Annotated in this window: 21 protein-coding genes; 6 read left to right on the top strand and 15 right to left on the bottom strand. The window is 70.2% G+C overall.

The window, feature by feature from the left end:
- Positions 1-157: 157 nt before the first annotated feature.
- The 5 genes from DO944_RS08170 to DO944_RS08150 are packed head-to-tail and all read left to right on the top strand — an operon-like array spanning position 158 to position 8051.
- Positions 158-1423 carry an ABC transporter substrate-binding protein gene (locus tag DO944_RS08170; protein WP_094262385.1) on the top strand — a complete coding sequence of 422 codons (1266 nt, stop codon included), beginning with the start codon at positions 158-160 and terminating at the stop codon, positions 1421-1423.
- Positions 1424-1445: 22 nt separating this feature from the next.
- The gene (locus DO944_RS08165) at positions 1446-2393 is read left to right on the top strand and encodes a carbohydrate ABC transporter permease (protein ID WP_220118292.1); all 948 of its coding nucleotides are present in this window, start codon (positions 1446-1448) and stop codon (positions 2391-2393) included.
- Positions 2387-3280 carry a carbohydrate ABC transporter permease gene (locus tag DO944_RS08160; protein WP_112616418.1) on the top strand — a complete coding sequence of 298 codons (894 nt, stop codon included), beginning with the start codon at positions 2387-2389 and terminating at the stop codon, positions 3278-3280. The genes DO944_RS08165 and DO944_RS08160 overlap by 7 nt, the downstream gene beginning before the upstream one ends.
- Positions 3280-6342: a glycoside hydrolase family 38 C-terminal domain-containing protein gene (locus DO944_RS08155; protein WP_112616416.1), complete on the top strand. Its 3063-nt coding sequence runs from the start codon at positions 3280-3282 to the stop codon at positions 6340-6342. The genes DO944_RS08160 and DO944_RS08155 overlap by 1 nt, the downstream gene beginning before the upstream one ends.
- Complete coding sequence (locus tag DO944_RS08150) at positions 6339-8051, top strand: hypothetical protein (protein WP_112616414.1); 1713 nt, start codon at positions 6339-6341, stop codon at positions 8049-8051. Before DO944_RS08155 ends, DO944_RS08150 begins: the two co-directional genes overlap by 4 nt.
- A 38-nt stretch (positions 8052-8089) precedes the next feature.
- Here the strand turns inward: DO944_RS08150 and iolG are convergent, their stop codons facing one another.
- From iolG to iolC, 7 genes are read right to left on the bottom strand one after another with little or no spacing between them, the layout of a single operon-like run.
- Complete coding sequence (iolG, locus tag DO944_RS08145; RefSeq protein WP_112616412.1) at positions 8090-9100, bottom strand: inositol 2-dehydrogenase; 1011 nt, start codon at positions 9098-9100, stop codon at positions 8090-8092.
- A gap of 22 nt (positions 9101-9122) precedes the next feature.
- Complete coding sequence (locus DO944_RS08140) at positions 9123-10040, bottom strand: sugar phosphate isomerase/epimerase (RefSeq protein WP_112616410.1); 918 nt, start codon at positions 10038-10040, stop codon at positions 9123-9125.
- A complete protein-coding gene (iolD, locus tag DO944_RS08135; RefSeq protein ID WP_396652014.1) occupies positions 10037-11965 on the bottom strand; it encodes a 3D-(3,5/4)-trihydroxycyclohexane-1,2-dione acylhydrolase (decyclizing) in 1929 nt (642 codons plus the stop codon). The genes DO944_RS08140 and iolD overlap by 4 nt, the downstream gene beginning before the upstream one ends.
- Positions 11962-12870: a 5-deoxy-glucuronate isomerase gene (iolB, locus tag DO944_RS08130; protein WP_112616406.1), complete on the bottom strand. Its 909-nt coding sequence runs from the start codon at positions 12868-12870 to the stop codon at positions 11962-11964. The genes iolD and iolB overlap by 4 nt, the downstream gene beginning before the upstream one ends.
- On the bottom strand, positions 12870-14420 hold the full coding sequence (locus tag DO944_RS08125; protein ID WP_112616404.1) for a CoA-acylating methylmalonate-semialdehyde dehydrogenase: 1551 nt from the start codon (positions 14418-14420) through the stop codon (positions 12870-12872). Before DO944_RS08125 ends, iolB begins: the two co-directional genes overlap by 1 nt.
- A 27-nt stretch (positions 14421-14447) precedes the next feature.
- Positions 14448-15326, bottom strand: coding sequence for a class I fructose-bisphosphate aldolase (locus tag DO944_RS08120; protein ID WP_112616402.1), 879 nt, complete (start codon positions 15324-15326; stop codon positions 14448-14450).
- The gene (iolC, locus tag DO944_RS08115; RefSeq protein WP_112616398.1) at positions 15323-16291 is read right to left on the bottom strand and encodes a 5-dehydro-2-deoxygluconokinase; all 969 of its coding nucleotides are present in this window, start codon (positions 16289-16291) and stop codon (positions 15323-15325) included. Before iolC ends, DO944_RS08120 begins: the two co-directional genes overlap by 4 nt.
- A gap of 152 nt (positions 16292-16443) precedes the next feature.
- Between iolC and DO944_RS08110 the strand changes: the two genes are divergently transcribed.
- Entirely contained in the window at positions 16444-17205 is a 762-nt protein-coding gene (locus DO944_RS08110) for a GntR family transcriptional regulator (RefSeq protein WP_112616395.1), read from the top strand.
- Positions 17206-17212: 7 nt separating this feature from the next.
- Here DO944_RS08110 and DO944_RS08105 read toward each other — a convergent pair whose 3' ends face one another.
- From DO944_RS08105 to DO944_RS08070, 8 genes are all read right to left on the bottom strand, one after another.
- Positions 17213-18493, bottom strand: a complete 1281-nt coding sequence (locus DO944_RS08105; protein ID WP_112616391.1) for an ABC transporter substrate-binding protein — start codon at positions 18491-18493, stop codon at positions 17213-17215.
- A gap of 40 nt (positions 18494-18533) precedes the next feature.
- Positions 18534-19202: a hypothetical protein gene (locus tag DO944_RS08100; RefSeq protein WP_112616389.1), complete on the bottom strand. Its 669-nt coding sequence runs from the start codon at positions 19200-19202 to the stop codon at positions 18534-18536.
- Between the two features lie 2 nt (positions 19203-19204).
- A complete protein-coding gene (locus DO944_RS08095; RefSeq protein ID WP_112616387.1) occupies positions 19205-20131 on the bottom strand; it encodes a carbohydrate ABC transporter permease in 927 nt (308 codons plus the stop codon).
- Positions 20128-21120 carry a carbohydrate ABC transporter permease gene (locus DO944_RS08090; RefSeq protein WP_112616385.1) on the bottom strand — a complete coding sequence of 331 codons (993 nt, stop codon included), beginning with the start codon at positions 21118-21120 and terminating at the stop codon, positions 20128-20130. Before DO944_RS08090 ends, DO944_RS08095 begins: the two co-directional genes overlap by 4 nt.
- Before the next feature lie 71 nt (positions 21121-21191).
- Positions 21192-22490: an ABC transporter substrate-binding protein gene (locus DO944_RS08085; RefSeq protein WP_112616383.1), complete on the bottom strand. Its 1299-nt coding sequence runs from the start codon at positions 22488-22490 to the stop codon at positions 21192-21194.
- Between the two features lie 183 nt (positions 22491-22673).
- Entirely contained in the window at positions 22674-23627 is a 954-nt protein-coding gene (locus tag DO944_RS08080) for a hypothetical protein (RefSeq protein WP_112616381.1), read from the bottom strand.
- A gap of 103 nt (positions 23628-23730) precedes the next feature.
- Positions 23731-25497 (bottom strand): ABC transporter ATP-binding protein, encoded by a 1767-nt coding sequence (locus tag DO944_RS08075; protein WP_112616379.1) that lies wholly within the window; start codon positions 25495-25497, stop codon positions 23731-23733.
- Positions 25498-25547: 50 nt separating this feature from the next.
- Positions 25548-26291, bottom strand: a complete 744-nt coding sequence (locus DO944_RS08070) for a hypothetical protein (RefSeq protein WP_112616377.1) — start codon at positions 26289-26291, stop codon at positions 25548-25550.
- Positions 26292-26308 lie beyond the last annotated feature (17 nt).

Genomic DNA, 26308 nt, shown 5'->3' with positions numbered 1-26308 from the left:
CAGCTTTTACGGCTTCGAAACGGGAAGCGCTTGCCGGATGGGCGGTGGAGGGCTACCGTATGTCTCACCCACATTGTCATGACATGCCGACAATTGCACCACGGCCTGACGCGACACGATCGAGCGCTCACCGCAGAGCGCGTGTGAAGGAGAAGCAGTGAAGAGTTCCCGCACCATTCGCACCACCGTCCTCGTCGGAGCAACGATCGGCGCCCTCGCGCTCGCCGGCTGCTCGTCTCAGGGCGGCGGGGAAGGCGATCAGGTCGTCCTCCAGTTCGTGCAGTCGGGCGACGCCGCACAGGGCGGCGGCTACGCGATGCTGGCCGAGAAGTACGAGGAGGAGACCGGCGTCAAGGTCAACGTCGTCGAGGTCCCCAACGACGACCTGCGCACGCGACTGCGCACGGCCTCGCAGGCCAACGACCTCCCGGCCCTGGCCGCGGCACCGGACGCCGACCCCGCCTGGACCGCCCGCATGCTCGATCTCACCGACATCGCCGAGGAGGCGAAGGTCATCCCGGCCCTGCGCGTCGAGGACCCGAGTGACGGCAAGGTCAAGGCCCTCCCGACGACGCTGACCGGCGTCGGCATGTTCATCAACAAGTCGCTGTGGGATGCCGCCGGCGTGGAGTACCCGACCTCCCTCGACCAGCAGTGGACGTGGGACGAGTACGTCCAGCGCGCTGGCGAGGTCGTCGAGAAGACCGACGCCGAGTTCGGCGCCGTCATGGACAGCTCGGCCCACCGCCTGCGCGCCTTCCTCTTCGAGTTCGGCAGCCAGGGCGTCACCGAGCAGAGCGACGGCACCTGGGCCCTCGACGCCGAGGGCGAGAAGGCCCTCGAGTACTTCAAGAAGCTCAACGACGACGGGTTCATGCCCAAGGCCGTCTGGGCTGCGGGCGACGACCCCAGCGCGACCTTCAAGAGCGGTCGCGTCGCGGGCTACATGTCGGGTGTCTGGCAGATCGCCGACTTCCAGGCCAACATCACCGACTTCGAGTGGCTGTCGGTGCCGCTTCCCCAGCAGCCGGTCCGCTCGACGAACTACGGCGCCGCCTCGTGGATCGTCGCCTACGACGGCACCGGCGTCGAGCAGGAGACGCTCGACTTCGTGAAGTGGATGTACCAGCCCGAGAACTACCGCGCGTACTGCGAGGTCTCCGGCTGCCTGCCGGCCCTCGAGGGCCTCGAGGTGAGCTACCAGGACGACGCGTACGCGTTCGACCTCTACAACGGCGAGATCGCCGAATCGCCCGAGATCGCGGCACGTCAGACCGTCGACGGGCTGAAGAACAGCTACACCGGACTCGCGATCGACAGCGAGCCGCTGAAGGACGAGACCATCAAATACCTCAGCGGCGAGCAGACGCTCGAGCAGACCGTGGCGAACATCAACTCCATCTCGACCGAACAGATGAACTGACCTCCCCAGGGGAGCCCATCGCATGACTGCAACCATCACGCCGGACGCCTCCGCCCCCACGGCGGGGGCGCCCGGCGCGCCCCGTCCTCGCAAGCGCGTCTTCGGGCGCTACCGGCTCGCGCCGTTCCTGTTCACCGTGGGGACGGCCGCCCTGTTCGCGCTGTTCTTCCTGTGGCCGGGTGTGCTCGGGCTCTCGTACTCGCTGACGGACTTCCGCGGCTGGGGCGACGCCGAGTTCGTCGGCCTCGCGAACTACGTCGAGCTGATGACCGATCCGGGCTTCTACGGCGCGCTGGCCCGGACCTTCGTCTTCACCCTCTTCGCGGTTCCCCTCAGCTACGCGCTCTCGCTCGCGATGGCCGTCGCCATCAACGCGGTGTGGGCGCGCGGCAAGACGGCAGCCCGCATCATCTTCTTCCTGCCCTGGCTCGTCTCCCCCATCGTCACCGGTGTCATCTGGCGCTGGATGTTCGGCGAGAGCTTCGGCTTCGTGAACTTCATCATCCGCGCCCTCGGCGGCGAGGGCGTGCCGTGGTCGTCGAACGCCGACCTCTCGCTGCTCGTCGTGATCGTGGCGTCCTCCTGGGGCGGCGCGGCCTTCAACATGCTCCTGTTCGTCGCCGCGCTCAACAACGTGCCGAAGTCGTACTACGAGGCGGCGGAGCTCGACGGTGCGAACGGGTGGCAGCGGTTCCGCAACATCACCCTGCCGTCGATCGCGCCGACCTCGGTGCTCGTGATCCTCCTGTCGACCCTCGGGCACATGAAGGAGTTCGCGCTCATCCAATCCCTCAACGGCGGCGGTCCGGGCACCCAGAACCGTCTGATCGTGCAGTACATCTACGAGACCGGCTTCAAGCAATCCGAGATCGGCTACGCCAGCGCGGCATCCATGGTCCTCCTGGTGATCCTCATGATCATCGCGGTGATCCAGCTGCGCATCAGCCGGAGGAGCAACAACGCATGGTGACCACCTACGCCATCACCGTCCCCGACGACAAGCGGACCAAGCGCTACGAGCGCCGTCGCCGTACGCAGGGCCGCATCCGCAAGTCGATCGTCCCCACGACGATGCTCTGGGTCCTCGCCGTGCTCATGCTGTTCCCGCTCCTGTGGTTCCTGCTGTCGTCGTTCAAGCCCGGCAGCGAGCTGTTCAGCTACCCGCTGTCGTTCTTCCCGCGGGAGTGGACCCTCGACGGCTATGCCGCGGCGCTCGAGCGCATCGACTTCGCGCGCTACTTCCTCAACACCGCGATCGTGGCGACGGTCACCACCGTCCTGACCGTCGCGCTCTGCGCGATGACCGGCTACGCCCTGGCGAAGTACAAGAACCCGTGGCTGAGCGTGCTCGGGCTCTGCATCCTGTCGATGACGATGCTGCCCGGCGAGGTCATTCTCAACCCGCTGTTCATCGTCATCCGCGACCTCGGGCTCTACAACTCGCTCGCGGGTGTGATCATCCCCTCGATCATCACGCCCACCGGCGTGTTCATGTTCCGGCAGTTCTTCATCACGATCCCCGACGAGCTCATGCAGGCGGCGCGCATCGACGGTGCGAGCGAGTTCGGCATCTTCTTCCGCATCATGATGCCGCTGGCCCGCCCGATCGCGCTGACCCTCGCGATCATGTCGTTCCAGTGGCGCTGGAACGACTACATCTTCCCGCTCATCATCCTCGGCAACCCGGAGCAGTTCACGCTGCAGATCGCCCTGCGCGCCCTCGTCGGCGCGGAGAACATCGAGTGGACGATCCTGCTGTCGGCGTCCGTGCTCTCGATGCTCCCCCTGATCGCGCTGTACCTCGTGTTCCAGCGGTACATCACGTCGTCGAACATCAATGCGGGGCTGAAGGACTGATGCCCGCGCGGGACGACCTGATCCTCGAACGCGTCGACCGGTTCGTCGGCGACCACCTCGCACGCGGGGTGGTCGCCGATCGGCGCGCCGTGACGGTGTCGGCCTGGCAGGTGCCCGACGAGGGCGACCTGGCGGGCGAGCCGGTGCCGGTCGCACGGATGCAGCGGGATGCCGCTTTCGTGCCGATCGAGCCCGGCTCCCTTTGGGGGCGGCCGTGGGGCACGACGTGGCTCCTCGTCGAGGGCCGGGTGCCCGCCGAATGGGCCGGACGCGACGGTCGTATCGAGCTCTCGCTCGACCTCGGGTTCTCGCAGGCCAAGCCCGGGTTCCAGTGCGAGGGGCTGGTGCGCACGAGCGCGGGGTCGGTCGTCAAGGGCCTCGAGCCGCGCAACCATCACGTTCCCGTCGACACCGGCCCGGGCGAGGAGTTCTCGTTCACCGTCGAGGCGGCCGCCAACCCCGACCTCTCCGGCGGCGACGACTTCCGCAGCCCGCTCGCGTTCGCACCGACGGCGCTCGGCGACAGGGCCACCGCGGGAGCCGCCCCGCTCTACCGCCTCGGGGCGATGGAGGTGCGGCTCGTCGACGAGACGGTCGAACGCCTGCGTCGCGAGATCATCGTCCTGGTCGGCCTCGCACGCGAGCTCACGGCGACCGATCCGCGCCGTGCCCGGATCCTCGACGGCCTCGAGCGGGCGCTCTATGCGGTCGACCCGGACGATCCGGCCGCCGGCGCGAGCGCGGCCCGCGGCATCCTCGCACCGCTGCTGGCGTCACCGGCCGCGGCATCCGCCCACCGCATCACGGCGACGGGACACGCGCACATCGATTCGGCCTGGCTGTGGCCGACGCGCGAGACGGTGCGGAAGGTCACCCGGACCTTCGCCAACGTGCTCGACCTCATGTCCGCCGACCCCGATGCGGTGTTCGTGAGCTCCTCGGCGCAGCACTTCGACTGGGTGCGGCACAGCGACCCCGAGCTGTTCGCCCGCGTCGCCGAGCGGGTGGCCGAGGGCCGGTTCATCCCGGTCGGCAACATGTGGGTCGAGTCCGACGTCAACATGCCCTCCGGCGAATCGCTCGCGCGCCAGCTGCTCTACGGCACGAGGTTCTTCGAGGAGCACTTCGGGGCCAGGAGCGACGTCGGCTGGCTGCCCGACTCGTTCGGCTTTCCCGCGTCGCTCCCCCAACTGCTGCGCGGTGCCGGGCTGCGCTGGTTCTTCACGCAGAAGATGTGCTGGAACGACGGCGACACGATGCCCCACCACTCCTTCGTGTGGGAGGGCCTCGACGGTTCGCGGATCTTCACGCACTTCCCCCCGAACAACACCTACAGCGGCGACATGCGTCCGACCGAGCTCGCCCGCAGCGTGCGCAACTTCGCCGATCACGCCGCGAGCACGCGATCGCTGATGCCGTTCGGATACGGCGACGGCGGCGGCGGCCCGACCCGCGAGATGATGGCCGACGCGCGTCTCCAGGCCGATCTCGAAGGGTCGCCCACGGTCGCGTTCGGCACTCCGCGCGAGTTCTTCGTCGAGGCCGCCGACGAGCCGGCCGACCCGCCCGTCTGGGCGGGCGAGATGTACCTGCAGTTCCATCGCGGCATCTATACGTCGCAGATGCGGACCAAGCGCGGCAACCGGCGCAACGAGGCCCTCCTCGTCGAGGCGGAGCAGTGGAGCACCGCAGCTCACATCCGGCGCGGCATCCCCTACCCCGCCGACGAGCTCGACGAGCTCTGGCGGGAGGTGCTGCTGCTGCAGTTCCACGACATCCTGCCCGGCAGCGCGATCGCGTGGGTCCACCGCGAAGCCGAGCGTTCGCACGCCGAGACGACCGAGCGTCTGGAGGCGATCATCGCGGCGGCGATCGCCGCGCTGGCGGGCTCGGGATCGACGCGGCTCGCGCTCAACCCCGCGTCGGCGCCCGTCGGATCGATCGCTCCCGGGTCCTCCGGACCCGCGCCCGAGGCGACGCCGTTCTCCTCCGAACCGGTCGCGGACGGTTTCCGGCTGCGCTCCGACAGCATCGACGTCCTCGTCGGTCCCGACGGCACGCTGCGCAGCGTCCGTGCGCTGCCGGATGGTCGCGAGCTCATCCCGGTGGGACACCGGGGCGGGCTGCTCCAGCTGCACGTCGACGCTCCCGCCAAGTGGGACGCCTGGGAGCTCGACGCCTCGTACCGGCTCGCGACGACCGACGTCGACGGCGGCACGGCCCGGCTCACCGAGACCGGGGCCGTGCACGTCGTCCACCCCCTCGCCCACGGACAGGTGGAGCAGTGGATCGACCTCCACCCGGCCGGCGGCGCCGTGCGCATCCGCACCCGGGTCGACTGGCACGAACGGCACCGCCTGCTCAAGCTCGCCTTCCCCGTCGCGGTGCACGCGCCGGACGCCGCCTACGAGACGCAGTTCGGGCACGTGCGCCGCCCGCTGCACACCAACACCTCGTGGGATGCCGCGCGCTACGAGGTCTGCGCGCACCGGTGGGTGCACGTCGCCGAGCCCGGCACGGGAGCGGCGATCGTCAATGACGGCCTGTACGGGCACGACGCGACCCGGACGACGGATGATCACGGAACCGTGACGACCGTGCGGCAATCGCTGCTGCGTGCCCCCACCTTCCCCGATCCGGATGCCGACCAGGGCGCGCACGAGTTCGTCTCGGTGTTCGCGCCGGCCGAGACGACCACGGACGCCGCCCGCTGGGGCACGATCGTCGGCTCACCGCTGCGCGAGGTCGACGGTTCGGGCCCGGTCGCGCCGCTCGTCGCGAGCAACGGGGCCGACGTCGTCGTCTCCGCCGTCAAGCTCGCCGCGGACGGCAGCGGCGACCTCATCGTGCGCGTGTTCGAGCAGCGCGGCGCGCGGCGCTCGAACACCCTCCGCTTCGACGTGCCCGTCTCGTCGCTGGAGGTGTGCGACCTCGTCGAGACCGCCGGAGGCGGCCGAGCGGATGCCGCCACGCTGACGGACGATCGAACGGTCGTCCTGGACCTCCGTGCCTTCGAGGTCGTGACCCTGCGCGCCCGCCTGCTCACCCCGGAGACCGAATGACCCGCGACACCGACGCCTTTCCGGCCGACACGTTCCTGAGCGACGTCGTGGCCGCCGCCGACGCTGCGGCCGCCGCACTCATGGACACCCCGGTCGACGTCGCCGAGGCGCCGCTCGGTCCGCACCGGGAGTCCATGCGACGCGCGAAGCTCCTGGTGGCCGTCTACCTCTCCCCGTCCTCGGCGTTCGCCGGAGACCCGGCAGCTCTGGCACTCGCGGAGCGGTACGCCTCGGTCCTCGCCGAGTTGCAGTCGCCGACGGGGCTGTTCCTCGGCGGCGACAACGTCGAGTCGCCACCCGACAGCGGCTTCACCATCAACGACGTCGGCGACATCCTCGAGCTCATCCGCCGTTCGGGTGACGATCGGCTGAGCGCCCTCGGCACCACGCTGGGAGCTATCGCCGACCGCGCGGCGCCCGCGATGCTCGCCGGCGGCGTGCACACCCCGAACCACCGGTGGGAGCTCACGGCGGCGCTCGCCCGCCTGCACCGGCACCGGCCCGACGAACGGCTGGTCGAGCGCGCCCGGTGCTGGCTCGCCGAGGGCATCGACATCGCTCCCGACGGGCAGTACTCCGAGCGCAGCGCGAACTACGCCGTCTACGTCTCGAACCCGTCGCTGCTGGCCGTCGCCGACATCCTCGGCCTGCCCGACCTGCGCGCCGTCGTCGAGCGGAATCTCGCGTCGACGCTCGGTCTCATCCAGCCCGACGGATCGGTCGAGACCGTGCACTCCCGCCGGCAGGACCAGCGCGAGACGCGGTTCCCGCTCGCCCCCTTCGCGACGCTCTACCGGCGGCTCGCGATCGAGACCGGTCGCGCCGATCTCGCGTGGGCAGCGCGGGTCGCAGCATCCGAGCCGGTCATCGACCCCCAGACCGCATTGGCCGACGTGCTGCTGCACCCGGCCATCGCGGGGCCGCTCCCCGACGCTGCGGTCCCCGCGGCGCGGATGCGGAGCACGTGGCCGTCGTCCGGACTCGTCATCGATCGCACGCCCGAGCGCGCGATCACGGTGTTCGGCGGTTCGGACTATGCCGCGGCAGGCCGCATCCGCTCGGGTCTCGCGACGAACCCGACGTTCCTGCGCCTGTTCGCGGGCGCGGCCGTGCTCGAGTCGGCGCGCCTGTCGCGCCACTTCTTCGGCCTCGGCCCGTTCCGCGCCGACTCCCTGACCGTCTCCGATGACGAGTTCGTCCTCGAGGAGCGGCTCTCCCCCGCCTACTTCGGCCCCCTCGACACCGATCTCCACCGCGCGGACGGCGACTACCGACTCGTGGACGAAGGGCGGTTCTCGGCGGCGATGTCGTTCGACGTCCGCCCCCGCGACGAGGTCGCCCTGCACACCCGCATCGCGGTGCGCCCCTCCGAGACCGGCACCGACCTCGTGATCGATACCGAGGGGCCGCTCTGCACGTGGAGCCTGGAACTCGCCTTCCGGCCCGGCGGAGCCTTCGAGGGCCTCGACCTGGCACCCGACGGAACCGGCGTCCTGGGCGCGGGCACCGCGCGCTACCGCGTCGGTGACGAGGCGATCGAGTTCGGCATCGCGGCCGATGTCGACCGCGGGGTGCCCGGAGCCGCCGGCTACCTCCCGGGTGAGGACTACACGTACCTGGGCGGCACCGATGCCCTCGGCGGGCCGCGCGTCTACCTCACCGGCACGACGCCCGGCCGCGCCGAGGTGCGGCTGCGCCGCATCCGCTGACGCAGTCGGCTGACCCGATCCGGGCGGGCGGTCGCGCGTCAGTCGAACGAGACGGCGACGGCCGCGCGCTCGACGAGCGAACGCTGCGCGGCGTCGGCGAGCACGAGGGCGGCGCGACCGTCCTCGAACGTGGGGCTCGTCGACGCCTCGCCGCGAACGGACTTGACGAACTCCGCGAGCTCGGCGGCGTACGACGCGGCGTAACGCTCGAGGAAGAAGTCCTGGTACGGCGGACGCGCCTCGACGCTCGTCGCCGTCGACGCGCTGACGAGACTCGTGCCGGCGTTCGCCACCTGCAGCGAACCGCGCGCGCCGAAGGCCTCCAGGCGCTGGTCGTAGCCGCTCGCGCTGTGGCGCGAGTTGATGATCGTGACGATCGCGCCGGATGCCGCGCGCAGCACCGTCACCGCGGTGTCGACATCGCCGTGCTCACGGGCGCCGTCGTCGAACGTCGTCGTCGCCGTCGCCGAGACCTCGACGATGTCCGACACGAAGAAGCGCGCCATGTCGAAGTCGTGGATCGTCATGTCGCGGAAGATGCCGCCCGAGACCGCGATGTACGACGCGGGCGGCGCGGCGGGGTCACGGCTGATGATCGTGAGCTGCTCGAGTTCGCCCACCTCGCCGGCGCCGACCCGCGCGTGCACCTCCGCGAACGCCGGATCGAAGCGGCGGTTGAACCCGAGGGCCACCGGCACCCCGCTCGCGGCGACGCGCGGCCGGAGGGCGTCGACACGGGCCAGGTCGAGATCGATCGGCTTCTCGCACAGCACGGGGATGCCGCGGTCCAGGGCCGCCGCGATGAGGTCGACGTGCGTGGGAGTGGGAGACGCGATGATCACCGCGTCCACCTCACCCGAGGCGAGCAGCTCGTCGGCGGACTCCGTCGCGCGGCCGCCGAAGCGGTCGGTGACGCCCGTGGCACCGGCGATGAACGGGTCGGCGACCCACGACAGCGTGGTGTCGGGCGACGCGGCGATGTTGACGGCGTGGACCTGGCCGATGCGGCCGGTGCCGATGAGTCCGAAGCGGATGGGGGAAGGGGTCACGGTTCTCTCCGTCTGTCGTGGGTCACAGCCAGGCGCGCAGGGCGTCGCGGTTGGTCTGCTGGTCGGCGGTGCGCTCGCGCAGGAAGGCGTCGATCGCGGTCTCGGGGCCGTTCAGGACGTCCTGCTCCACGACGATCCAGCCGTCGAAGTCGCGCTCGGCCATCGCCGCCATGACCGGGGCGACATCGAGATCGCCCTGTCCGAAAGCGACGAAGACGCCCGATGACCAGACCTCGCGCATCCCCCCGCCCGCTGCGACGACCGAGCGCAGCCGGCCGAGGTCGACGTCCTTCAGGTGCAGGTGGTTGATGCGGTCGCCCCAGCGGCGTACCGCATCAACAGGGTCGCCGCCGCCGAGGGCGAGGTGCCCCGTGTCGAGGGTCAGGTCGATGTCGACCCGCCCGAGGAAACGGTCGATCTCGTCCGGCGACTCGACGAACGTGCCGGCGTGGTGGTGGAAGGTCGGCTCGAGCCCCGCGGCCCGGACGAGCGCGACGGCGCGCTCGGCGTTGCGCGCGAGGCGGTCCCAGCCGGCGTCGTCGAGCCGGTCGACCTCGGCGCCGCGCCCGGGCGCCGCGCGGCGGGCGGCCGAGCCGTCGTCGGCGAGCGTCGGCAGCGGCGGCCGGCCGCCCACGGCGTCAGCCGCGGCGACGAAGCTGCGCAGGGCCGACTCGAGCTCGGGAAGGGCTGCGGCGAATGCCGCGTCGTCCGAGAACGGCAGCTGCACCCAACCGCCGGCGAGGCCCAGGCCGAACCGGCGGAGTCGTGCGGCGAGCGCCTCGCCCTCACCGAGGAATCCGGCCGGTCCGAGGTCGACGCCGTCGTACCCCGTCTCGACGAGGGCCCCGAGCATCTCGTCGGCGCTGACCGTCTCGGCACCGTCGGGCGTCAGTTCGAACACCCCGAAGCTCACCGGGGCTCCGGCGACTGTCGCTTTCATGCTTCCTCCCGTCCGAGCAGCGGGCGCTGCGCCCCCCGCTGCCGCTCGTAGTCCTCCCGCGCGCGCGCCGTGGAGCCGAGCTCGGCGACCTCGGCCACCGGCACGTCCCACCAGCCCGTGCCGTCGGGGGCGTAGATGAGGGGGTCGGACTCGACGTGGATGACGGTGGCGGTGTCCGCGGTTTTCGCTCGCTTCACGGCGGCCGTCAGGTGCGCCGCCGCATCCGGACCCGGCGCGATCTCGATGACGTCGACGCCGTAGCTGCGGGCGTTGGCGGCGAGGTCGACGGGCAGGGTCTGCCCGCCCTCGAAATTGCGCGCCTCGTCGTCGAGCATGCGGTAGCGCGTGCCGAAGCGCGCGGAACCGACCGTCTCGGAGAGATGCCCGATCGATGCGTAGCCGTGGTTCTGGACGATCACGACGATGATCTTGATGCGTTCGGCGACGGCGGTCGCGAGCTCGGAGTGCAGCATCAGGTACGACCCGTCACCCACCATGGTGATGACGTCGCGGTCGTCGCCCGCGGCGAGGAGCGCCCGCTTCACGCCGAGAGCGCCGGCGATCTCGTACCCCATCGTCGAGAAGGCGTACTCCACGTGGTAGCCGAGCGGATCGCGGACGCGCCAGAGCTTGTGGAGGTCGCCGGGCAGGGATCCGGCGGCCTGCACCATGACGTCGGCCGGGTCGGTCGCGGCGTGGACCGCGCCGATCAGCTCGGGCTGACCCGGCCGGTCGAGGTGGGAGGCGACGAAGGCCGCATCCACCGCGGCATCCCACCGCGTCTTGTGCTCGGCGATGCGTGCCGCGTACTCCGCCGGCACCCGATGACCGGGCAGGTCTCGCAGGGCCGCGGCGAGCGTCTCGCGGGCGTCGGCGATGACGGGCAGGTCGGTACCGTGCTTGTGCGCGTCGAACGAGGCGACGTTGACGTTGACGAAGCGCACCGACGGGTGCTGGAAGGCCGTGCGCGAGGCCGTCGTGAAGTCGCTGTAGCGCGTGCCGATCCCGATGACGACATCCGCCTCGGCGGCCAGGGCGTTCGCCGCGGCCGTGCCGGTCGAGCCCACCGCCCCGACATACTGGGGGTGGTCCCAGGGCATCGATCCGCCGCCGGCCTGCGTCGTGGCGACGGGGATGCCGGTGCGGGCCGCGAACTGGGCGAGCACCTCTTCGGCGCCGGAGTAGATCACGCCGCCGCCGGCCACGATCAGCGGGCGCTCCGCGGTCGCGATCGCCTCCAGAGCCCGTGCGAGCGGGCCCGCCTCGGGCACCGGGCGACGCACGTGCCACTCGCGGTCGGCCAGGAACTCCAGCGGTACATCGATCGCCTCGGCCTGCACGTCTTCGGGGAGAGCGATCGTCACGGCGCCGGTCTCGACCGGGTCCGTCAGCACGCGCATCGCGGCCAGCGCGATCGAGAAGAGCTGCTCGGGGCGCTGGACCCGATCGAAGAAGCGCGAGAGCGGCCGGAAGGCGTCGTTGACGGTGAGGCCGATGTCGCCGGGCTGCTCGAGCTGCTGGAGCACCGGGTCGGCGACGCGCGTCGCGAAGGTGTCGCTCGGAAGCAGGAGCGCCGGCAGCCGGTTGGTCGTGGCGAGTGCGGCTCCCGTCAGCATGTTGGTCGCCCCCGGGCCGACGGATGCCGCTGCGGCGAAGGTGGCGCGCCGCCGCCGCATCCGGGCGTAGCCGACCGCCTGATGGACCATCGCCTGCTCGTTCCGCGCCTGGTGGTACGGCATCAGGTCGGGAGCGGTCGCGTTCAGCTGCGCGAGGGCCTGCCCGATCCCGGCCACGTTGCCGTGGCCGAAGATGCCGAGCACGCCCGGGATCGTGCGCTCGCGGATGTCGCCGTCGACGGTCCACTGGTGCGCGAGGAACTCCACCAGCGCCTGGCTGACCGTCATCCGTCTCGTGCGGGTCATCATTTCTCCTCGTCGGCGTCGCCGTAGGGCAGGCGCGGATCGATCTGCTCGGTGCGCCAGGTCTCGCGCACCCAGGCGTGGGCGGGGTCGTCGCTGATGAGCCACGCGCGCTCGGGGTCGGGTCCCGCCATCACGTTCAGGTAATAGAGGTCGTAGCCGGGGGCTGCCACGGCCGGACCGTGATAACCGTAGGGCACGAGGGCGATGTCGCCCGAGCGCACCTGCTCGTCGATCGAGATCTCCCCGGCGGGCGAAGACGTCGTGGAGAAATGCCCGAACGCCGCGTCGGGGTCGACGGTCGGCCCGGCGCCGGCGATGGGCGCGCTCTCGAAGTAGTAGATCTCCTCGAGGCGGCTCTCGTGTCCGGGGACGTGCTCGTCGTGCTTGTGCGCGGGATACGACGACCAGTTGCCCGCGGGAGTGACGACCTCGCAGACGATGAGACGGGCCGCATCGAGCGAGCCCGGGGTGCCGAAGTTGTGCACCTGACGGCTCGCGGCGCCCGCTCCCCGCAGCTCGACCGCGACCTCCTCGGCGGTGATGTGCCGGCTCGGGTGCCGCTCGTCGGTGGGCGAGGAGGCGACGGCGACCCGGCCGGCACCGGTGACCCGAAGCGTCGACCCCGCGGAGACGTACAGGACGTCCGTCGGTCCGGCGAACACCGATGCGCGGCCGCGGAGGACCGTCGTCTGCGACTCGGCGCCCTCGCCGTGGTAGACGACGAAACTCCCCTGCAGGGGTACGACGATCCGTTCTGCCCCGGTCTCCTGGAGCACGACCTCGTCGCCGTCGGCGAGCGCGGCGACGTGCAGCCCGGTGTGCGCCCATCCGGGCAGACGGTCGTCGACGACGCTCTCCCAGCCGCCCTGCGCGAGCGCGCCGCGTCGGTGGAACCAGGTGGCGTTCATCAGGAGTTCTGCGGGAAGCCGAGGTTGATCCCGCCATGCTCCGAGGCACCGCGCGTCGCCGGGTCGAGCCACCGGCTCGTCACCGCCTTCTCGCGCGTGAAGAACTCGAAGCCGTGCACGCCGTACGCCTTCGCGTCGCCGAAGAGCGACTGCTTCCAGCCGCCGAAGGAGTGATACGCCACGGGCACCGGGATCGGTACGTTGATGCCGATCATGCCGACCTCGACCTCGTTCTGAAACCGGCGTGCGGCACCGCCGTCGTTCGTGAAGATCGCGGTTCCGTTGCCGAACCGGCCGGAGTTGATGAGCGCGACGCCCTCGTCGAAGGTCGCGACGCGGACGACCGCGAGCACGGGACCGAAGATCTCCTCCTGGTAGGCGCGTGAGGAGGTCGGGATGCCGTCGATCAGCGTCGGCCCGAAGAAGAATCCGTCCTCGTGCCCGGCCACCGAGAAGCGACGACCGTCGACGACGATGCGGGCACCGTCCGCTTCGGCGATGTCGACGTACTCCGCGACCTTGTCGCGATGCGCGCGAGAGATGAGCGGCCCCATGTCGGGCTCGGTCTCGGCCGAGCCGTCGCCGACCCGCAGCGCCGCGATGCGGTCGCGGATCTTCTCGATGAGCGCATCCGCGACCGGTTCGACGGCGAGCACGACGCTGATCGCCATGCACCGCTCCCCCGCCGCGCCGTACCCGGCGTTCACAGCCTGATCGGCGACGAGGTCGAGGTCGGCGTCGGGCAGCACCAGCATGTGGTTCTTCGCGCCGCCGAGCGCCTGCACCCGCTTGCCGTGACGAGATGCCGTCTCGTAGATGTACTGCGCGATCGGCGTCGAGCCGACGAACGAGATCGACGACACGTCGGGGCTCTCGAGGAGGCCGTCGACGGCGAGCTTGTCGCCCTGCAGCACCGTGAACGCGCCGTCGGGAAGCCCGGCCTCCTGCCAGAGTCGCGCGAGCCACAGCGCCGCGGACGGATCCTTCTCGCTCGGCTTGAGCACGACCGCGTTGCCGGCCGCCAGCGCGACGGGGAAGAACCACATCGGGACCATCGCCGGGAAGTTGAAGGGCGAGACGATGCCGACGACGCCGAGGGGCTGCTTGATCGAGTAGACGTCGATGCCCGTCGACGCGTTCTCGCTGAACGCCCCCTTGATCAGGTGCGGGAACCCGGTCGCCAGCTCGACGACCTCCTGTCCGCGCAGGATCTCGCCCATCGCATCCGAGACCACCTTGCCGTGCTCGGCGGTGATGATGCGCGCGAGCTCCGGCTTGCGGGCGTTCAGCAGCTCGCGGAACGCGAACAGCACGCTCTGTCGACGGGCCACGGAGTACCGTGACCAGACCTCGAAGCCGCGGCGGGCCGACGCGATGGCCCGCTCGATCGTCTGCTCGTCGGCGAGCGCCACCTCGGCGCTGACCCGACCGGTGGCCGGGTTGAACACCGGCGCGGTGCGGGTGCCGTCGGGTGCGTACTCGCCTCCGTCGATCCAGTGCGGGATGACGGGCACGTCGCCGGTCGGGTCGGCGGTCGCGGAAGCAGCCATGAGGGGGATCCTCTCGGAGTCGGAGCGTCAGGGGTGGACGAGTCGCGCGGCGATGTCGATCGCCGCCTCGACATCGTCGTCATGCGGGTACAGGAGAGTGCGGCCGACGGTGAGCCCGCGGACGCCCGGCAGGGCGAGCGCGTTCTCCCACGAGCGGTAGGTCTCGTCGGGCGAGGTGCCGTTGTCGCCGCCGAGCAGAAGAGTCGGAAGGGTCGTCGCGGCCATCACCCGCTCCATCCCCTCGACCACCGGCAGCTTCATCCAGGTGTAGGCGCTGCTGGCGCCGAGCCCCGACGCGATCGCGACCGAATGGATGACGGCCTCGGTCGAGAGGTCGTTGACCACGGCCCCGTCGACGCGACTGCTGAGGAAGGGCTCGAGCATGATGGGGAGCTTCGCGGCCGCGGCCTGCGTCACGGCACGCGCCGTCGCCTCGAGCGTGTCCGCCGTGGCGGGGTCGGCGAGGTCGATGCGCATCAGCGTCTTGGCGAAGTCGATCCCGCTCGCCGTCATCGTCGGCACGTCGTAGGCGGTGAAGCGGTCGTCCATCTCGAAGCTCGCACCCCGCAGCCCGCCGCGGTTCATCGAGCCGACGACGATCTTGTCGTCGAGCAGACCGAGCAGCGCGAGATCGTCGATGATGTCGGGGGTTCCGAGCACGCCGTCGACGCCCGGCCGCGACAGCGCGATCGCCAGGCGCTCGAGGAGGTCGTCACGGTCGGCCATCGCGAGCGGGTTGCCCCCCACCCCGAGGGCCCCGCGGGCGGGGTGGTCCGCGGCGATGATGAACAGCCGCCCGTCGCCCCGCGTGAGCGGCCGGCGTCGACGTTCCGCGAAAGCGTGGGCGATGCGCTCGGGCCGGGCTGCGCGCGCTTCGCGGACGGCTCCCACGTCGACGCGGCTCATCGACCGGCCTCCGCGAGCACGGCCTCGACCTCGGCGGTGGTCGGCATGGCGGTCGAGCATTCCAGACGCGACGCCACGATGGCGCCGGCGGCGTTCGCGAAGCGCAGCATCCGCTCCAGCTCCCATCCCTCGAGCAGGCCGTGGCAGAGTGCCCCGCCGAACGCGTCGCCCGCACCGAGACCGTTGACGACCTCGACCGGGTGCGGAGGGACGATGACGCTCTCGTCGGCGGTGCGGGCGAGCACGCCCCGCGGGCCGAGCTTGACGATGGCGAGCGAGACGCCGCGGGCGAGCAGAGCATCCGCGGCGCGGTCGGGATCGGTCTCGCCGACCGCGACCTCGCACTCCTCGCGGTTGCCGACGACGACGTCGACGTGGCCGATGGCGTGCTGCGCGAACGCGGTCGCGTCGGCGCGGTCGTTCCAGAACATCGGCCGGAAATCCAGGTCGAGGACCGTGTGGGACCGGCGCTCGCGCGCATCCAGCGCCGCAATGTGGGCGCTGCGGCTCGGTTCACGGCTGAAGCCGGTGAGGGTGAGCCAGAGGATGCGAGCGCGGCGGAGGGATTCCGCGTCCAGGTCGGATGCCTCGATGTTGAGGTCGGGCGCCGAGGGCTCGCGGTAGAAGTAGAGCGGGAAGTCGTCGGGCGGGAAGATCTCGCAGAACGTGATCGGCGTCTTCAGGACGGGGTCGACTCCGACGGCCGACGGGTCGACACCGAGGCGCCCGAGCTCGGCGAGCAGGTAGCGACCGAACGGATCGTCGCCCACGCGCGACACGAGACCGCTCGCTCGCCCGTGCCGCGCCGCCGCCACCGTGACGTTCGCGGCGGACCCGCCGAGGAACTTGCCGAAGGTCGACACGTCCTCGAGCCCGACGCCGTGCTGCAGCGGATAGAGGTCGACTCCCAGTCGGCCGAGCGCGATGAGGTCGGCGCCCGGCTCGGTCTCAACGCTGTCGTGCACGAGGTACCGTTCTCTCCGTTGCGGCGGTCATGTCCTAACAATAGCTCAATAGCGGAGGGTGCAACAAGGGTGACTGCCGTCCCGGGCGAAAAAGATATATTGTCGGCACATTCGCGCTTCCGCATTCGGCGCGTCGAGGGGATGACACGACGATGACCACCGCCGACACCGTCTGGCCCGAGAGCATCGGCGCCGAGCTCGATCGGACCGGCCCGGTTCCGCTGTACTTCCAGGTCTCGACCCGGCTCGAGCACGAGATCCGGGCCGGGAACATCGCGCCCGGCGCGCGCCTCGAGAACGAGATCGCCATCGCCGAGCGACTCGGCCTCTCGCGCCCCACGATCCGCCGGGCCATCCAGGAGCTGGTCGACAAGGGCCTCCTCGTCCGCCGCCGCGGTGTCGGCACGCAGGTCGTGCAGGGCCAGGTGACGCGCCAGGTCGAGCTCACGAGTCTGTACGAGGATCTCGACAACGCCCAGCAGGGACCGGCGACCCGCGTCCTCGAGCACGAGGTCCGACCCGCCGACCCGGCGAGCGCGACCGCCCTCGGAGTCACGGAGGGCTCCGACATCCTCTACCTGCGTCGGCAGCGGCTCACGGGCACCACACCGATCGCGATCCTCGAGAACTACCTTCCCGCCGACCTCGCAGACCTCGATCGCGACGAGCTCGAGCAGCGTGGGCTCTATCAGCTCCTCCGCGCCCGCGGCATCGCGATCCGGATCGCGAAGCAGAAGATCGGCGCCCGCCGCGCGGAGGGCGACGAGCACGCGCTCCTCGGGACCGAGCGCGGCGGACCGGTGCTGACGATGGAGCGCATCGCCTTCGACAACACCGGCCGCGCGATCGAGTTCGGTCACCACTGCTACCGACCCGACATGTACACGTTCGAGACGACCGTCGTCGCCCGCTGACGGGCGCTCAGCCGAGCACGACCTCGGCTTCGGAGAAGAACTGGTCGACAGCCTGGTCCACCGACGTGGTTCCGAGCCCGAGCGACTTGCCGAGCTCCCAGAACGTCTGCTCGAGCGATCCGTATCCGGCCACCGGCACGGGCGGCGCATCGCCGATGCGGTCCGAGGCCGACTCGATGTAGTCGGCGACCTGCTTGTCGGCGCCCTCGAGCGTCGCCCCGGCGAGCTTCGAGCTCGACGCCGGGAAGCCGAGCGTCGTCCCGAAGACCTGACCGGCGGCCTCGGAGTTCACGACGAAGTCGAGGAACAGGGCGGCCGCCTGCGGGTGCTCGGTCTTGGCCGAGATCGCGACCTGCAGGCCGGCCTGGCGGTACAGGTCCTTTGAACCCTCCTTCGCCGTCGGCGGTGCGACGATCGAGATCGACGAGGCGCCCGAGTCAGCGAGGTAGCCGCCGAGGAAGTTGCTCCAGCTCATCTCGCTGGCGGTCAGTGCGGCCCCGAAGCCCGACTTGGGCGACAGCTCTTCGAGCCGCTGCTGCGGTACGGCCGCACCGTCGCGCAGGCCGGCGCCGCTCTCCCAGAACTCGCGCAGCTGGTCCTTGGTGAACCCGAGCTCGCCGTCGTCGGTGTAGAGGTTGCCGCCATCGGCCCGGAGAACCAGCTCGAAGGCCTGGATGCGCTGGGTGTAGTCCGTGCCTCCGTAGACGGCGCCTCCCGTCTTCTCGGTGACCTCGGCCATCCATTCGTCGAACTCGGCGAAGTCGGTGCCGCCTTCGGGCGCCGCGACGCCGGCCTGCGCGACGAGGTCGTCGTTGACGAAGTTCGCCCACAGGCTGTAACCGGTCGGCAGCGAGTACTGCGTGCCGCCCAGCGCGCCGGTGCCGAGGAGACCGTCGTCGAAGGTGGTCATGTCGATCTGGTCGGCGACCTCGGCGAGATCGAGCAGATTGCCCGACTCGCCGTACTGACGCAGGTAGCTGTCGGAGAACTGGAAGACATCCGGCAGTCCCCCGCCCGCCGCTTCCGTCTGCCGCTTCTCCCAGTAGCTCGGGAAGTCGGTGAAGCTGACATTGACGGTGATGTTCGGGTATTCCTCGTTGAATGCCGCGATCAGCTCGTCATAGCGCTTCGCCCGGTCGTCGTTGCCCCAGAACGCGTAGGTCAGCGTGACCTTCTCGTCGGGGTCGAATGCGGCTGCGGGGGGCGTCTGCGCGCCGCCGCATCCGGTCAGTGCCAGCGCACCGGCGGCGACGATGCCGACGGTGGTGAGCAGGCGGTGTGCCTTCATGGGAGTCCTTTCATCGGGAGCGGGCCCGGGGGGACGGGTCTCAGGTGCGGCGGGGCCGGGCAGGGATCGCCACGACCGCGAGCGCGGCGCAGCCGATGCCGGCGACGAAGAGGGGCGGCAGCGCCCACGTCACGATCACGACGAAGGCCGCCGTGGCGAGGAGGTAGAGGCTTCCGACGACGTCGCCGCGCGCGGCATCCGGGATCGCTCGGACCGCTCCGCGCCACCCGAGCTCGGGGCTCCAGGAGCCGGCCGCGGTGAGGAGGGCGACGACGAGCGCGGCGAGCCCCGCCCAGCCGACCGCTTCGATCACGACGCCGCCCGGGAGGAATCCCGATCGGGCCAGGTCGATGTCGAGCAGCAGGATGAGGGTCACGACCAGCGTCACGAGACCGACGGCCGCACCCGGCAACAGACCCGCGCGGACATCCGCCCAGAACAGCGACAGCCGCGAGTCGTCGGCGGCGACGTAGCGGCGCAGATGCCGCACCCCCGCCGCGAGCGCGACCGGAAGTGTGACGACGGCGAGCGAGACGCCGCCGATGAGGAGTCCGATCAGCAGCACTTCGCCGAGCAGCGCGAACGCCCCGACCGCCCCGGGATGCCGCAGCTGCGGACGCCCCTCGAGGGTCGGTCCGCTGCCGGAGCGGTCGGCCCGCACCGCGGCGCGCTCCTCGCGCCGCGTGCGGGGACGCTCGTCGGTCGACATCGCTAGCCCTTCAGGCCCTGCGTGGCGACGCCGTCGACCAGGAACTTCTGGAAGACGATGAAGAACAGCAGGATCGGGACCAGGGCGATGAAGGATGCCGTCACCGTCGCGCCGTAGTCGCTCGACGAGGTCTGGTCGTTGTAGAGCCGCAGCGCGATCGGCAGCGGGTAGTTCTCGGGGCTCGTCAGATAGAGGAGCGGGCCGAGGAAGTCGTTCCACGCCCAGATGAAGCTGAAGATCGCACACGTGATGAGCGCCGGCTTGATCAGGGGCAGGATGATCGACCAGAAGATGCGGAGGTGTCCCGCGCCGTCGATCTTCGCGGCCTCGTCCATATCGCGGGGCATCTGCCGGATGAACTGCACGAGGAGGAAGACGAAGAACGCCTCGGTCGCGAGGAACTTCGGGAGCAGCAGCGGCCAATAGGTGTCCACCATCCCGAGATTGTTGAAGATGATGTACTGCGGGATGATCACGACGTGGAACGGCAGCAGCAGCGTGCCGATCATCGCGGCGAACAGGATGCCGAGTCCCTTGAACTGCAGCCGGGCGAAGGCATAGGCCGCGAGAGCCGACGACAACACGGTTCCGATCACCGAGACGCCCGCGATGAGCAGCGAGTTGGCGAAGAACCGCCACATCGGCACGCCCGCGATGCCCTCGGCGACCTTGACGTAGTTGTCGATCGTCGGCGCGTTCGGCAGCAGGCCCATGTTCTGCCCGAACTCGCTGTTGGGCTTGAACGTCGACAGCAGCAGCCAGACCAGCGGGTACAGCACGACCGCGGTGATGACGATGAGCACGGCGAACCAGACGATCGTCTGCCAGGTCTTGCGCTTCACTCTGCGGCGCGCGGGCGGCATCGGCGTGGTCTGCTGCTCGGCGAAGATGGCCTCGCTCGTCAGCGGTGAGGTGGGTGACGTGGTCATCGGTTGTCTCCCGAGTAGTGCACCCACGACTTCTGGGTGCGGAAGAGGATGAGGGCGATGATGGCGACGACGACGAGGAGGACCCAGGCGATCGCGGCGGCGTAACCCATGCGGCCGTCGGCGAATCCGGTCTTGTAGAGGTACACCGTGATGAAGTTCGTCATGCCGGCGGGGCCGCCGGTGCCGTTGGAGATGATGTAGGCCGATCCGAAGACCTGGAACGCCCCGATGAGCCCGAGCAGCAGGTTGAAGAAGATCACGGGCGAGAGCATCGGCACCGTGACCGCGCGGAAGCGGCGGAGGGCGTTGGCTCCGTCCATCTCGGCCGCCTCGTACAACTCCTTCGGGATCTGCTTGAGGCCGGCGAGGAAGATGACCATCGTGGCACCGAACTGCCAGACCGCGAGCAGGATCATCATCGGCAGGATGAGGCCGGGGTTGCCGATCCAGCCGCCGAGCTCGATGCCGAACACGTTCAGGCCGTTGTCGACGGGACCGTCCGTGGCGAACATCGCGCGCCACACGATCGCGACCGAGACCGACGCCCCGATGAGCGACGGGGCGTAGAACGCCGACCGGAAGAAGGCCGCGCCCTTGTCGCGGTAGTTCAGCAGCAGCGCGATCAGAAGTGCGGCGATGAGCGAGATCGGGGTGCCCACGAGCACGTAGATCAGGGTGATCTGCGCCGACTGCATGAAGCTCGGGTCGTTGGTGAAGAGTCGGATGTAGTTGTCGATGCCGACCCACTTGGGCGGCGAGAAGATGTTGTAGCTCGTGAACGACAGGTACAGCGAATACGCCATCGGCACGAGCGTGAGTCCGAAGAATCCGACGAGCCACGGCAGGAGGAAGCCGTAGCCCGCGATGTTCTCGCGGACGGCGCGCTTGCGAGCGCCGGGGCGATCGAGATGTTCGGGCCGCTGCTTCCGGACCAGGCCGCGACGCGACGAGTCCTTGGTGACGATCACCCGTGTGGCGGTAGTGGTCACGATGCTCCTGAGGATGCGGGGAGGATGTGGGGCCCGCGGGCCGGCGCCGTGCGCCGGCCCACGGGATCGGGTCATCCGTTGAGGGTGATGTCCATCTGCGAGAAGAACCGATCGACGGCCTCATCCACGGTGATGGTGCCGAAGGCGAGCTCGGTGCCGAGCTTGCGGAACTCCTCCTCGATCGTGCCGTAGCCGACGATCGGCACCGGCGGGGCGTCGCCGAGGCGGTCGGCGATCGACTCCTCGTACTCCTTCACCTGCTGGCTCAGCGGGTCGAGGTCGGCCGCGTCGAGGGCGGTCTGCGAGGCGGGAAGGCCACGGTTGGTGCCGAAGATCTCACCCGACTCGGGCGAGTTCACGAGGAAGTCGACGAGCGTCGCCGCGGCCGCGGGGTGCTCGGTCTTCGCCGAGATCGTGTGGAGCATCGAGGGCTTGAGGTAGAGGTCCTTCGCGCCCTCCTTCGTCACGGGCGGCGCGACGAGACCGAGCTCGGTGTAGCCCTCGCCCAGGTTGCCCAGGTAGCCGCCGCCGAAGTTGTCCCACGTGAGCTCGCTCGCCGTCAGCGCGGCGTCGAAGCCCGAGAGCGGCAGGGCCTCTTCGAGGCGCTGCTGGCCGATGACGGCTCCGCTCTCGCGGAGCTCGGCACCGTCCTCCCAGAACTGCGTCAGCCGCTCCTCGTCGAACCCGGGCTCGCCGTCCTCGTCGAACAGTTGCGACCCCTCGGCTCGCAGCTGCAGCTCGAAGTTCTGGATGCGTCCGGTGTAGTCGGTGCCACCCCAGTAGGCGCCGCCCGACGCGTCCGTGACGCTCGCCATCCACTCGGAGTAGTCGTCCCACGAGCCGCCGGCGAAGTCCTCCACGCCCGCCTGCTCGAGCAGCTTCGGGTTGGTGAACATGCCCCACGCGTTCGTCGAGGTCGCGATGCCGTAAGTCGTGTCGCCGACGACACCGATGTCGAGGATGTTCTGCGGCAGAGCATCGGTCTCGATGATCTCGCCGAGGTAGGGGTCGAGGTCGAGCAGGAGGTTGTTCTCGGAGTACTGGCGCAGGTACGAGTAGTCGAACTGCATGACATCCGGCAGCCCGCCGCCCGCGGCCTCCGTCTGGCGCTTCTCCCAGAACTCCGGGAAGGTCAGGAACGTCGCGTTGACCGTGATGTTCGGGTACTCCTCGTTGAACGCGGCGATCGCCTCGTTGTAGAGCTGTGCGCGAACGTCGTTGCCCCAGAACGCCAGGTTCAGGGTGACCTTCTCATCCGGGTCGAATGTGGCATCCGCGGCCGGGGTCTCTCCGCCGGCGCAGCCCGCCAGGGTGAGCGCGGCGCCTGTCGCGATGGCGACCGTGGCCAGTGCCCGCTTTCTGCTGAACATCGTTGTCCTCTCTGCCGAACGTCGTCGTCTCGGTGCGCGCGAACGTCCATTGTCCGTGTGTGCAGGTGCGCGCCTCCGATGGTCGGGAAAGCGCTTGCCGGCAACGGTACTACGCGATGAAACGTTTCGCAAGGAAGTCGGGTCAACCGATTCCGACCCGTGATCTCGCGACTGTTACCGGTCTCAGTGCGTCGACTCAGCCTCGCACACCAACCGACCCGCGTCGACACGCAGCCGCACTCGGTAGACGGCGCACCGGCGAGCCTCGACGTCGTCCGCACCGGCCCCGTCGCCACCGGCATCCGGGGTCGTGGCCGGCTGTGCGAAGAAGTAGTACCAGAGGGAGTCGTCGTCGCGAACGGGGGCGCCGTGGTGCCCGAACCCTCGGCCGGGCACGGCCCCCGCGCCGAGGAGGACGTCGTCGGGACCGCCTTGGCGCACCCAGTGGACGGTGTCGTCCGAGACGAAGACACCCATCCCCCGCCACTCGTCGACGATCATCCACCAGCGGCCGCCGAGCTCGAAGACGCTCGGCCCTTCGTGCGGGCGTCCGCCGATCGCGACCCCGCCGTCACTCCACGACTCGAGGTCCTCCGACACCGCTACGCGGGTGACGGAATCGGCGGCTTCATCTTTGTACCAGAGCCGCCACTTCTCGTCGGGACCGCGGGCCACACCGGCGTCGATGACGCGGTCGCTCGCGAGATCGAGCGGTCCGAGCCGGTGCCACGACACGAGGTCGGTCGAGCGGTAGGCGACGATCGTGCGGGCATGACCCGGCCAGCGATCGGGTACACCGTCGATCTCGGTCAGATACATCCGCCATCCGGTGCCGTCGAAGACGACCTCGGGGGCCCAGTGGGTGCGGTCGACGTCGGCCGGAGGCTGCCCGGCGGTCAGTTCGAGCCCGCCGGCATCCGGTTCGAGTGTGCCCGCGTACTGCCAATCGACGCCGTCTCGCGAGCGCGCCACCCCGATGCGCGAGCCGTGCACCCAGGAGACGCCCGGCCCCGGGTCGGGATGCGTCGCCCGCCGCTGCGTGTAGAACATCCACCATCCGCCGTCGCCCGGCTCGATGACGACCACCGGATCGGTCGCCCCGTCGTACACCGGGTCGCGATAGATCTCCCTGAGCATGAGTTCTCCTGTCTTATACCCGTCGACTCGCCATGAAATGCGGATCCGGGGGCACCGGCATCCGCACCTTCTGGCGAGTCGACGGAGGGGTGAGGGGGGAGGGTCAGGACTGGGTGGCGTGGAGGTGGGCGTAGCGGCCGGCGGCGGCCAGCAGGTCGTCGTGCGAGCCCTGCTCGACGATCCGCCCGCGCTCGAGCACGATGATGCGGTCGGCACGCCGGATCGTCGACAGCCGGTGGGCGACCACGAGGGTCGTGCGGCCGGCCATGAGCCGCGCGAGCGCGTCCTTCACGAGCTCCTCCGACTCGGGATCGAGCGCCGAGGTCGCCTCATCCAGCAGCAGGATGCGGGGATTGCGCACCAGCGCCCGCGCGATCGCGAGCCGCTGCCGCTGCCCTCCCGACAGGCGCGCGCCCCGCTCGCCGACCACGGTGTCCCACCCGGCCGGCTGGTCGCTGACGAACTCCCACGCGTTGGCGTCGCGCAGCGCCCGCTCGATGCGCTCGTCGGAGACATCGGGCAGCCCGTAGGCGACGTTCTCGCGGATCGTGCCCTCGAAGAGCACCGACTCCTGCGGCACGACCGACACCGCGCGGCGCACGGTCCGCAGATCGAGCTCCTGCACGTCGGCCCCGTCGATCGTCAGCCGCCCGCTCGTCGCGCGAACGAACCCGAGGACGAGGTTGAGCAGCGTGGACTTTCCCGATCCGGACGAGCCGACGAACGCGTAGGTACGACCCGCGGGGATGTGCAGATCGATCTCGTGCAGCGCGTCGTCGCTCGCCCCCGCGTACCGATGGCTGGCGCGCTCGAGCTGGATGTCGCCGACGACGCGATCCACGCGGCGCTTGCCCTCGTTCTGCTCGAGGTCGGGTTCCTGCAGCACCTCGGCGATGGAGCGCACCGACTCGAGCCCGCGCGCTCCGACCGGGATCAGCATGAGGAGCTGGGTGAGCCCCTGCGTGAGCAGCGTGAAGTAGGTCGAGAGCAGCACGACCTCGCCGGGTGATATCGGCAGGATGCCGGTGAGCGAGAAGATCGCGGCGAGCACGAGGCATCCGACGCCGAGCAGCTGCATCGCCACCCACGAGATCGAGGCGACGTGACCGTTGAGCATGTCGAGGTGAAGACCCGCGCGTCGCACTCCCTCGGCGCCGCGCGAGACGCGCGTGACGGCCGTCTCCTCGAGGCCGTGGGCGCGGGTGACCGGGATGAGCGAGGCCATCTCACCCACGCGTGCCGAGAACACCTCGACCTCGCGGCGGAAGACCGCGTTGCGCTCGCGCGAGCGGTTGCGCATGCCGTACCGGATGCCGATCGCGATCGGTACGGCGAGCGCGTAGACCGGCAGGAACTGGGGCACCGCGATCGCGGTCATGGTGAGGGCGCCGATCATCACCATCGTCGCCGACAGCAGCGGATGCGTGACCTGCTGCAGCATGAGCTCGACGTTCTCGACATCGCGCACCACCTTGGTCTGCACGATCGACGAGCTCACCCGCGAGTGGTATCCGATCGACAGGCTCTGCAGCCGCGCGGCGAGCGCGTTGCGCAGGTCGGCCCCGGTGTCGCGCACGACGGTCATGAAGCTGCGCGTGTAGAGGATGTGGTTCGGGTAGTTCTGCAGCAGCAGGGCCGCGGCCAGCAGGAACCAGCCGATGACCGCCGAGACCTCACCCCCGCCCGCGACGATGTCGATGATCGCCGCGGTGATCACCGGGAGGAACCACATCGGGATCTCCTTCAGCGCGAAAGCGCCGACGGCGACGCTCATGCGCCCCGGGCGACGGGCGAGCAGCCGCAGGACGGATCGCGCCGGATGAGCGCCGTCGATCAGGTCCGCGGGATGGGAAAGCGGTTTCCGTGCCACGCGACCATGCTAGGCGCCCGTCGCGACCGTGCACACCCCCTCGGCGCGAATCAGCCGGCCGCCTGCGCGATGCGGTCGACGAAGAGCTGCGTCGCCTGCGGCACGTAGTCCGCGCTCGTCTCGGGATCCCAGCCCACGAGCGCGAGGACGTTCTGACCCGTGCGGACCGTCGCGCCGACGAGCGCGAACGGAGAGCCGCCCACGTCGCCGGTCACCCGCCACCCCTGGACATCGTCCGCGCCGCTGACGGCGAGATCGAACGGCTCGACCGAGGTCGTGACCGGCACCCCCTGCATGGCGAACAGCTCCTGCCCGTCCGCGCAGCGCGCGATGGCGTCCTCAGCCTGAGTCACCAGCCCCTCGGCGGCTGCGTCGTCGGCCGCGGAGGCCACGACAGCCGTCATCGATCGGTCGTTGCTCGTACCCCATTCGACAGCATCGCCGGCCGATTCCCACCCGGCGCCGAAGGGAGCGAGGCACCCGGCGTCCGAGACCGTCAACCCGGGATAGATCGACTCGAGCATCGCGGCGATCGTGTCGTACTGGGCGGGGCGGAACTGGATGCCGCTGAACAGGTCGGCGAGCTCGGTGCGGTCGAGCGCACCGGATGCCGCAGCGGGCGCCGACGCCGACACCGAGGGCGACGCCGCGGTGGTCTCGGGCGCAGCGCTCGAGGCCGCTCCGCTCGGTCCACCCGCCGGCGTGCAGCCCGTCAGCGCCGCCAGGCCGAGGGCCGCGACGACGAGCCCGGCGTTCAGTCGCGTGCGCGGGGTGCGGGATGCGGGTGATGCCATGGCGGTTCTCCTCGGAT

The sequence above is a fragment of the Microbacterium sp. SMR1 genome (assembly GCF_003289625.1).
In the GTDB taxonomy this organism is placed as follows: domain Bacteria; phylum Actinomycetota; class Actinomycetes; order Actinomycetales; family Microbacteriaceae; genus Microbacterium; species Microbacterium plantarum.
The sequence above is the reverse complement of the archived record's forward strand: the minus strand, read 5'-3'. Positions and strand labels throughout refer to the sequence as shown.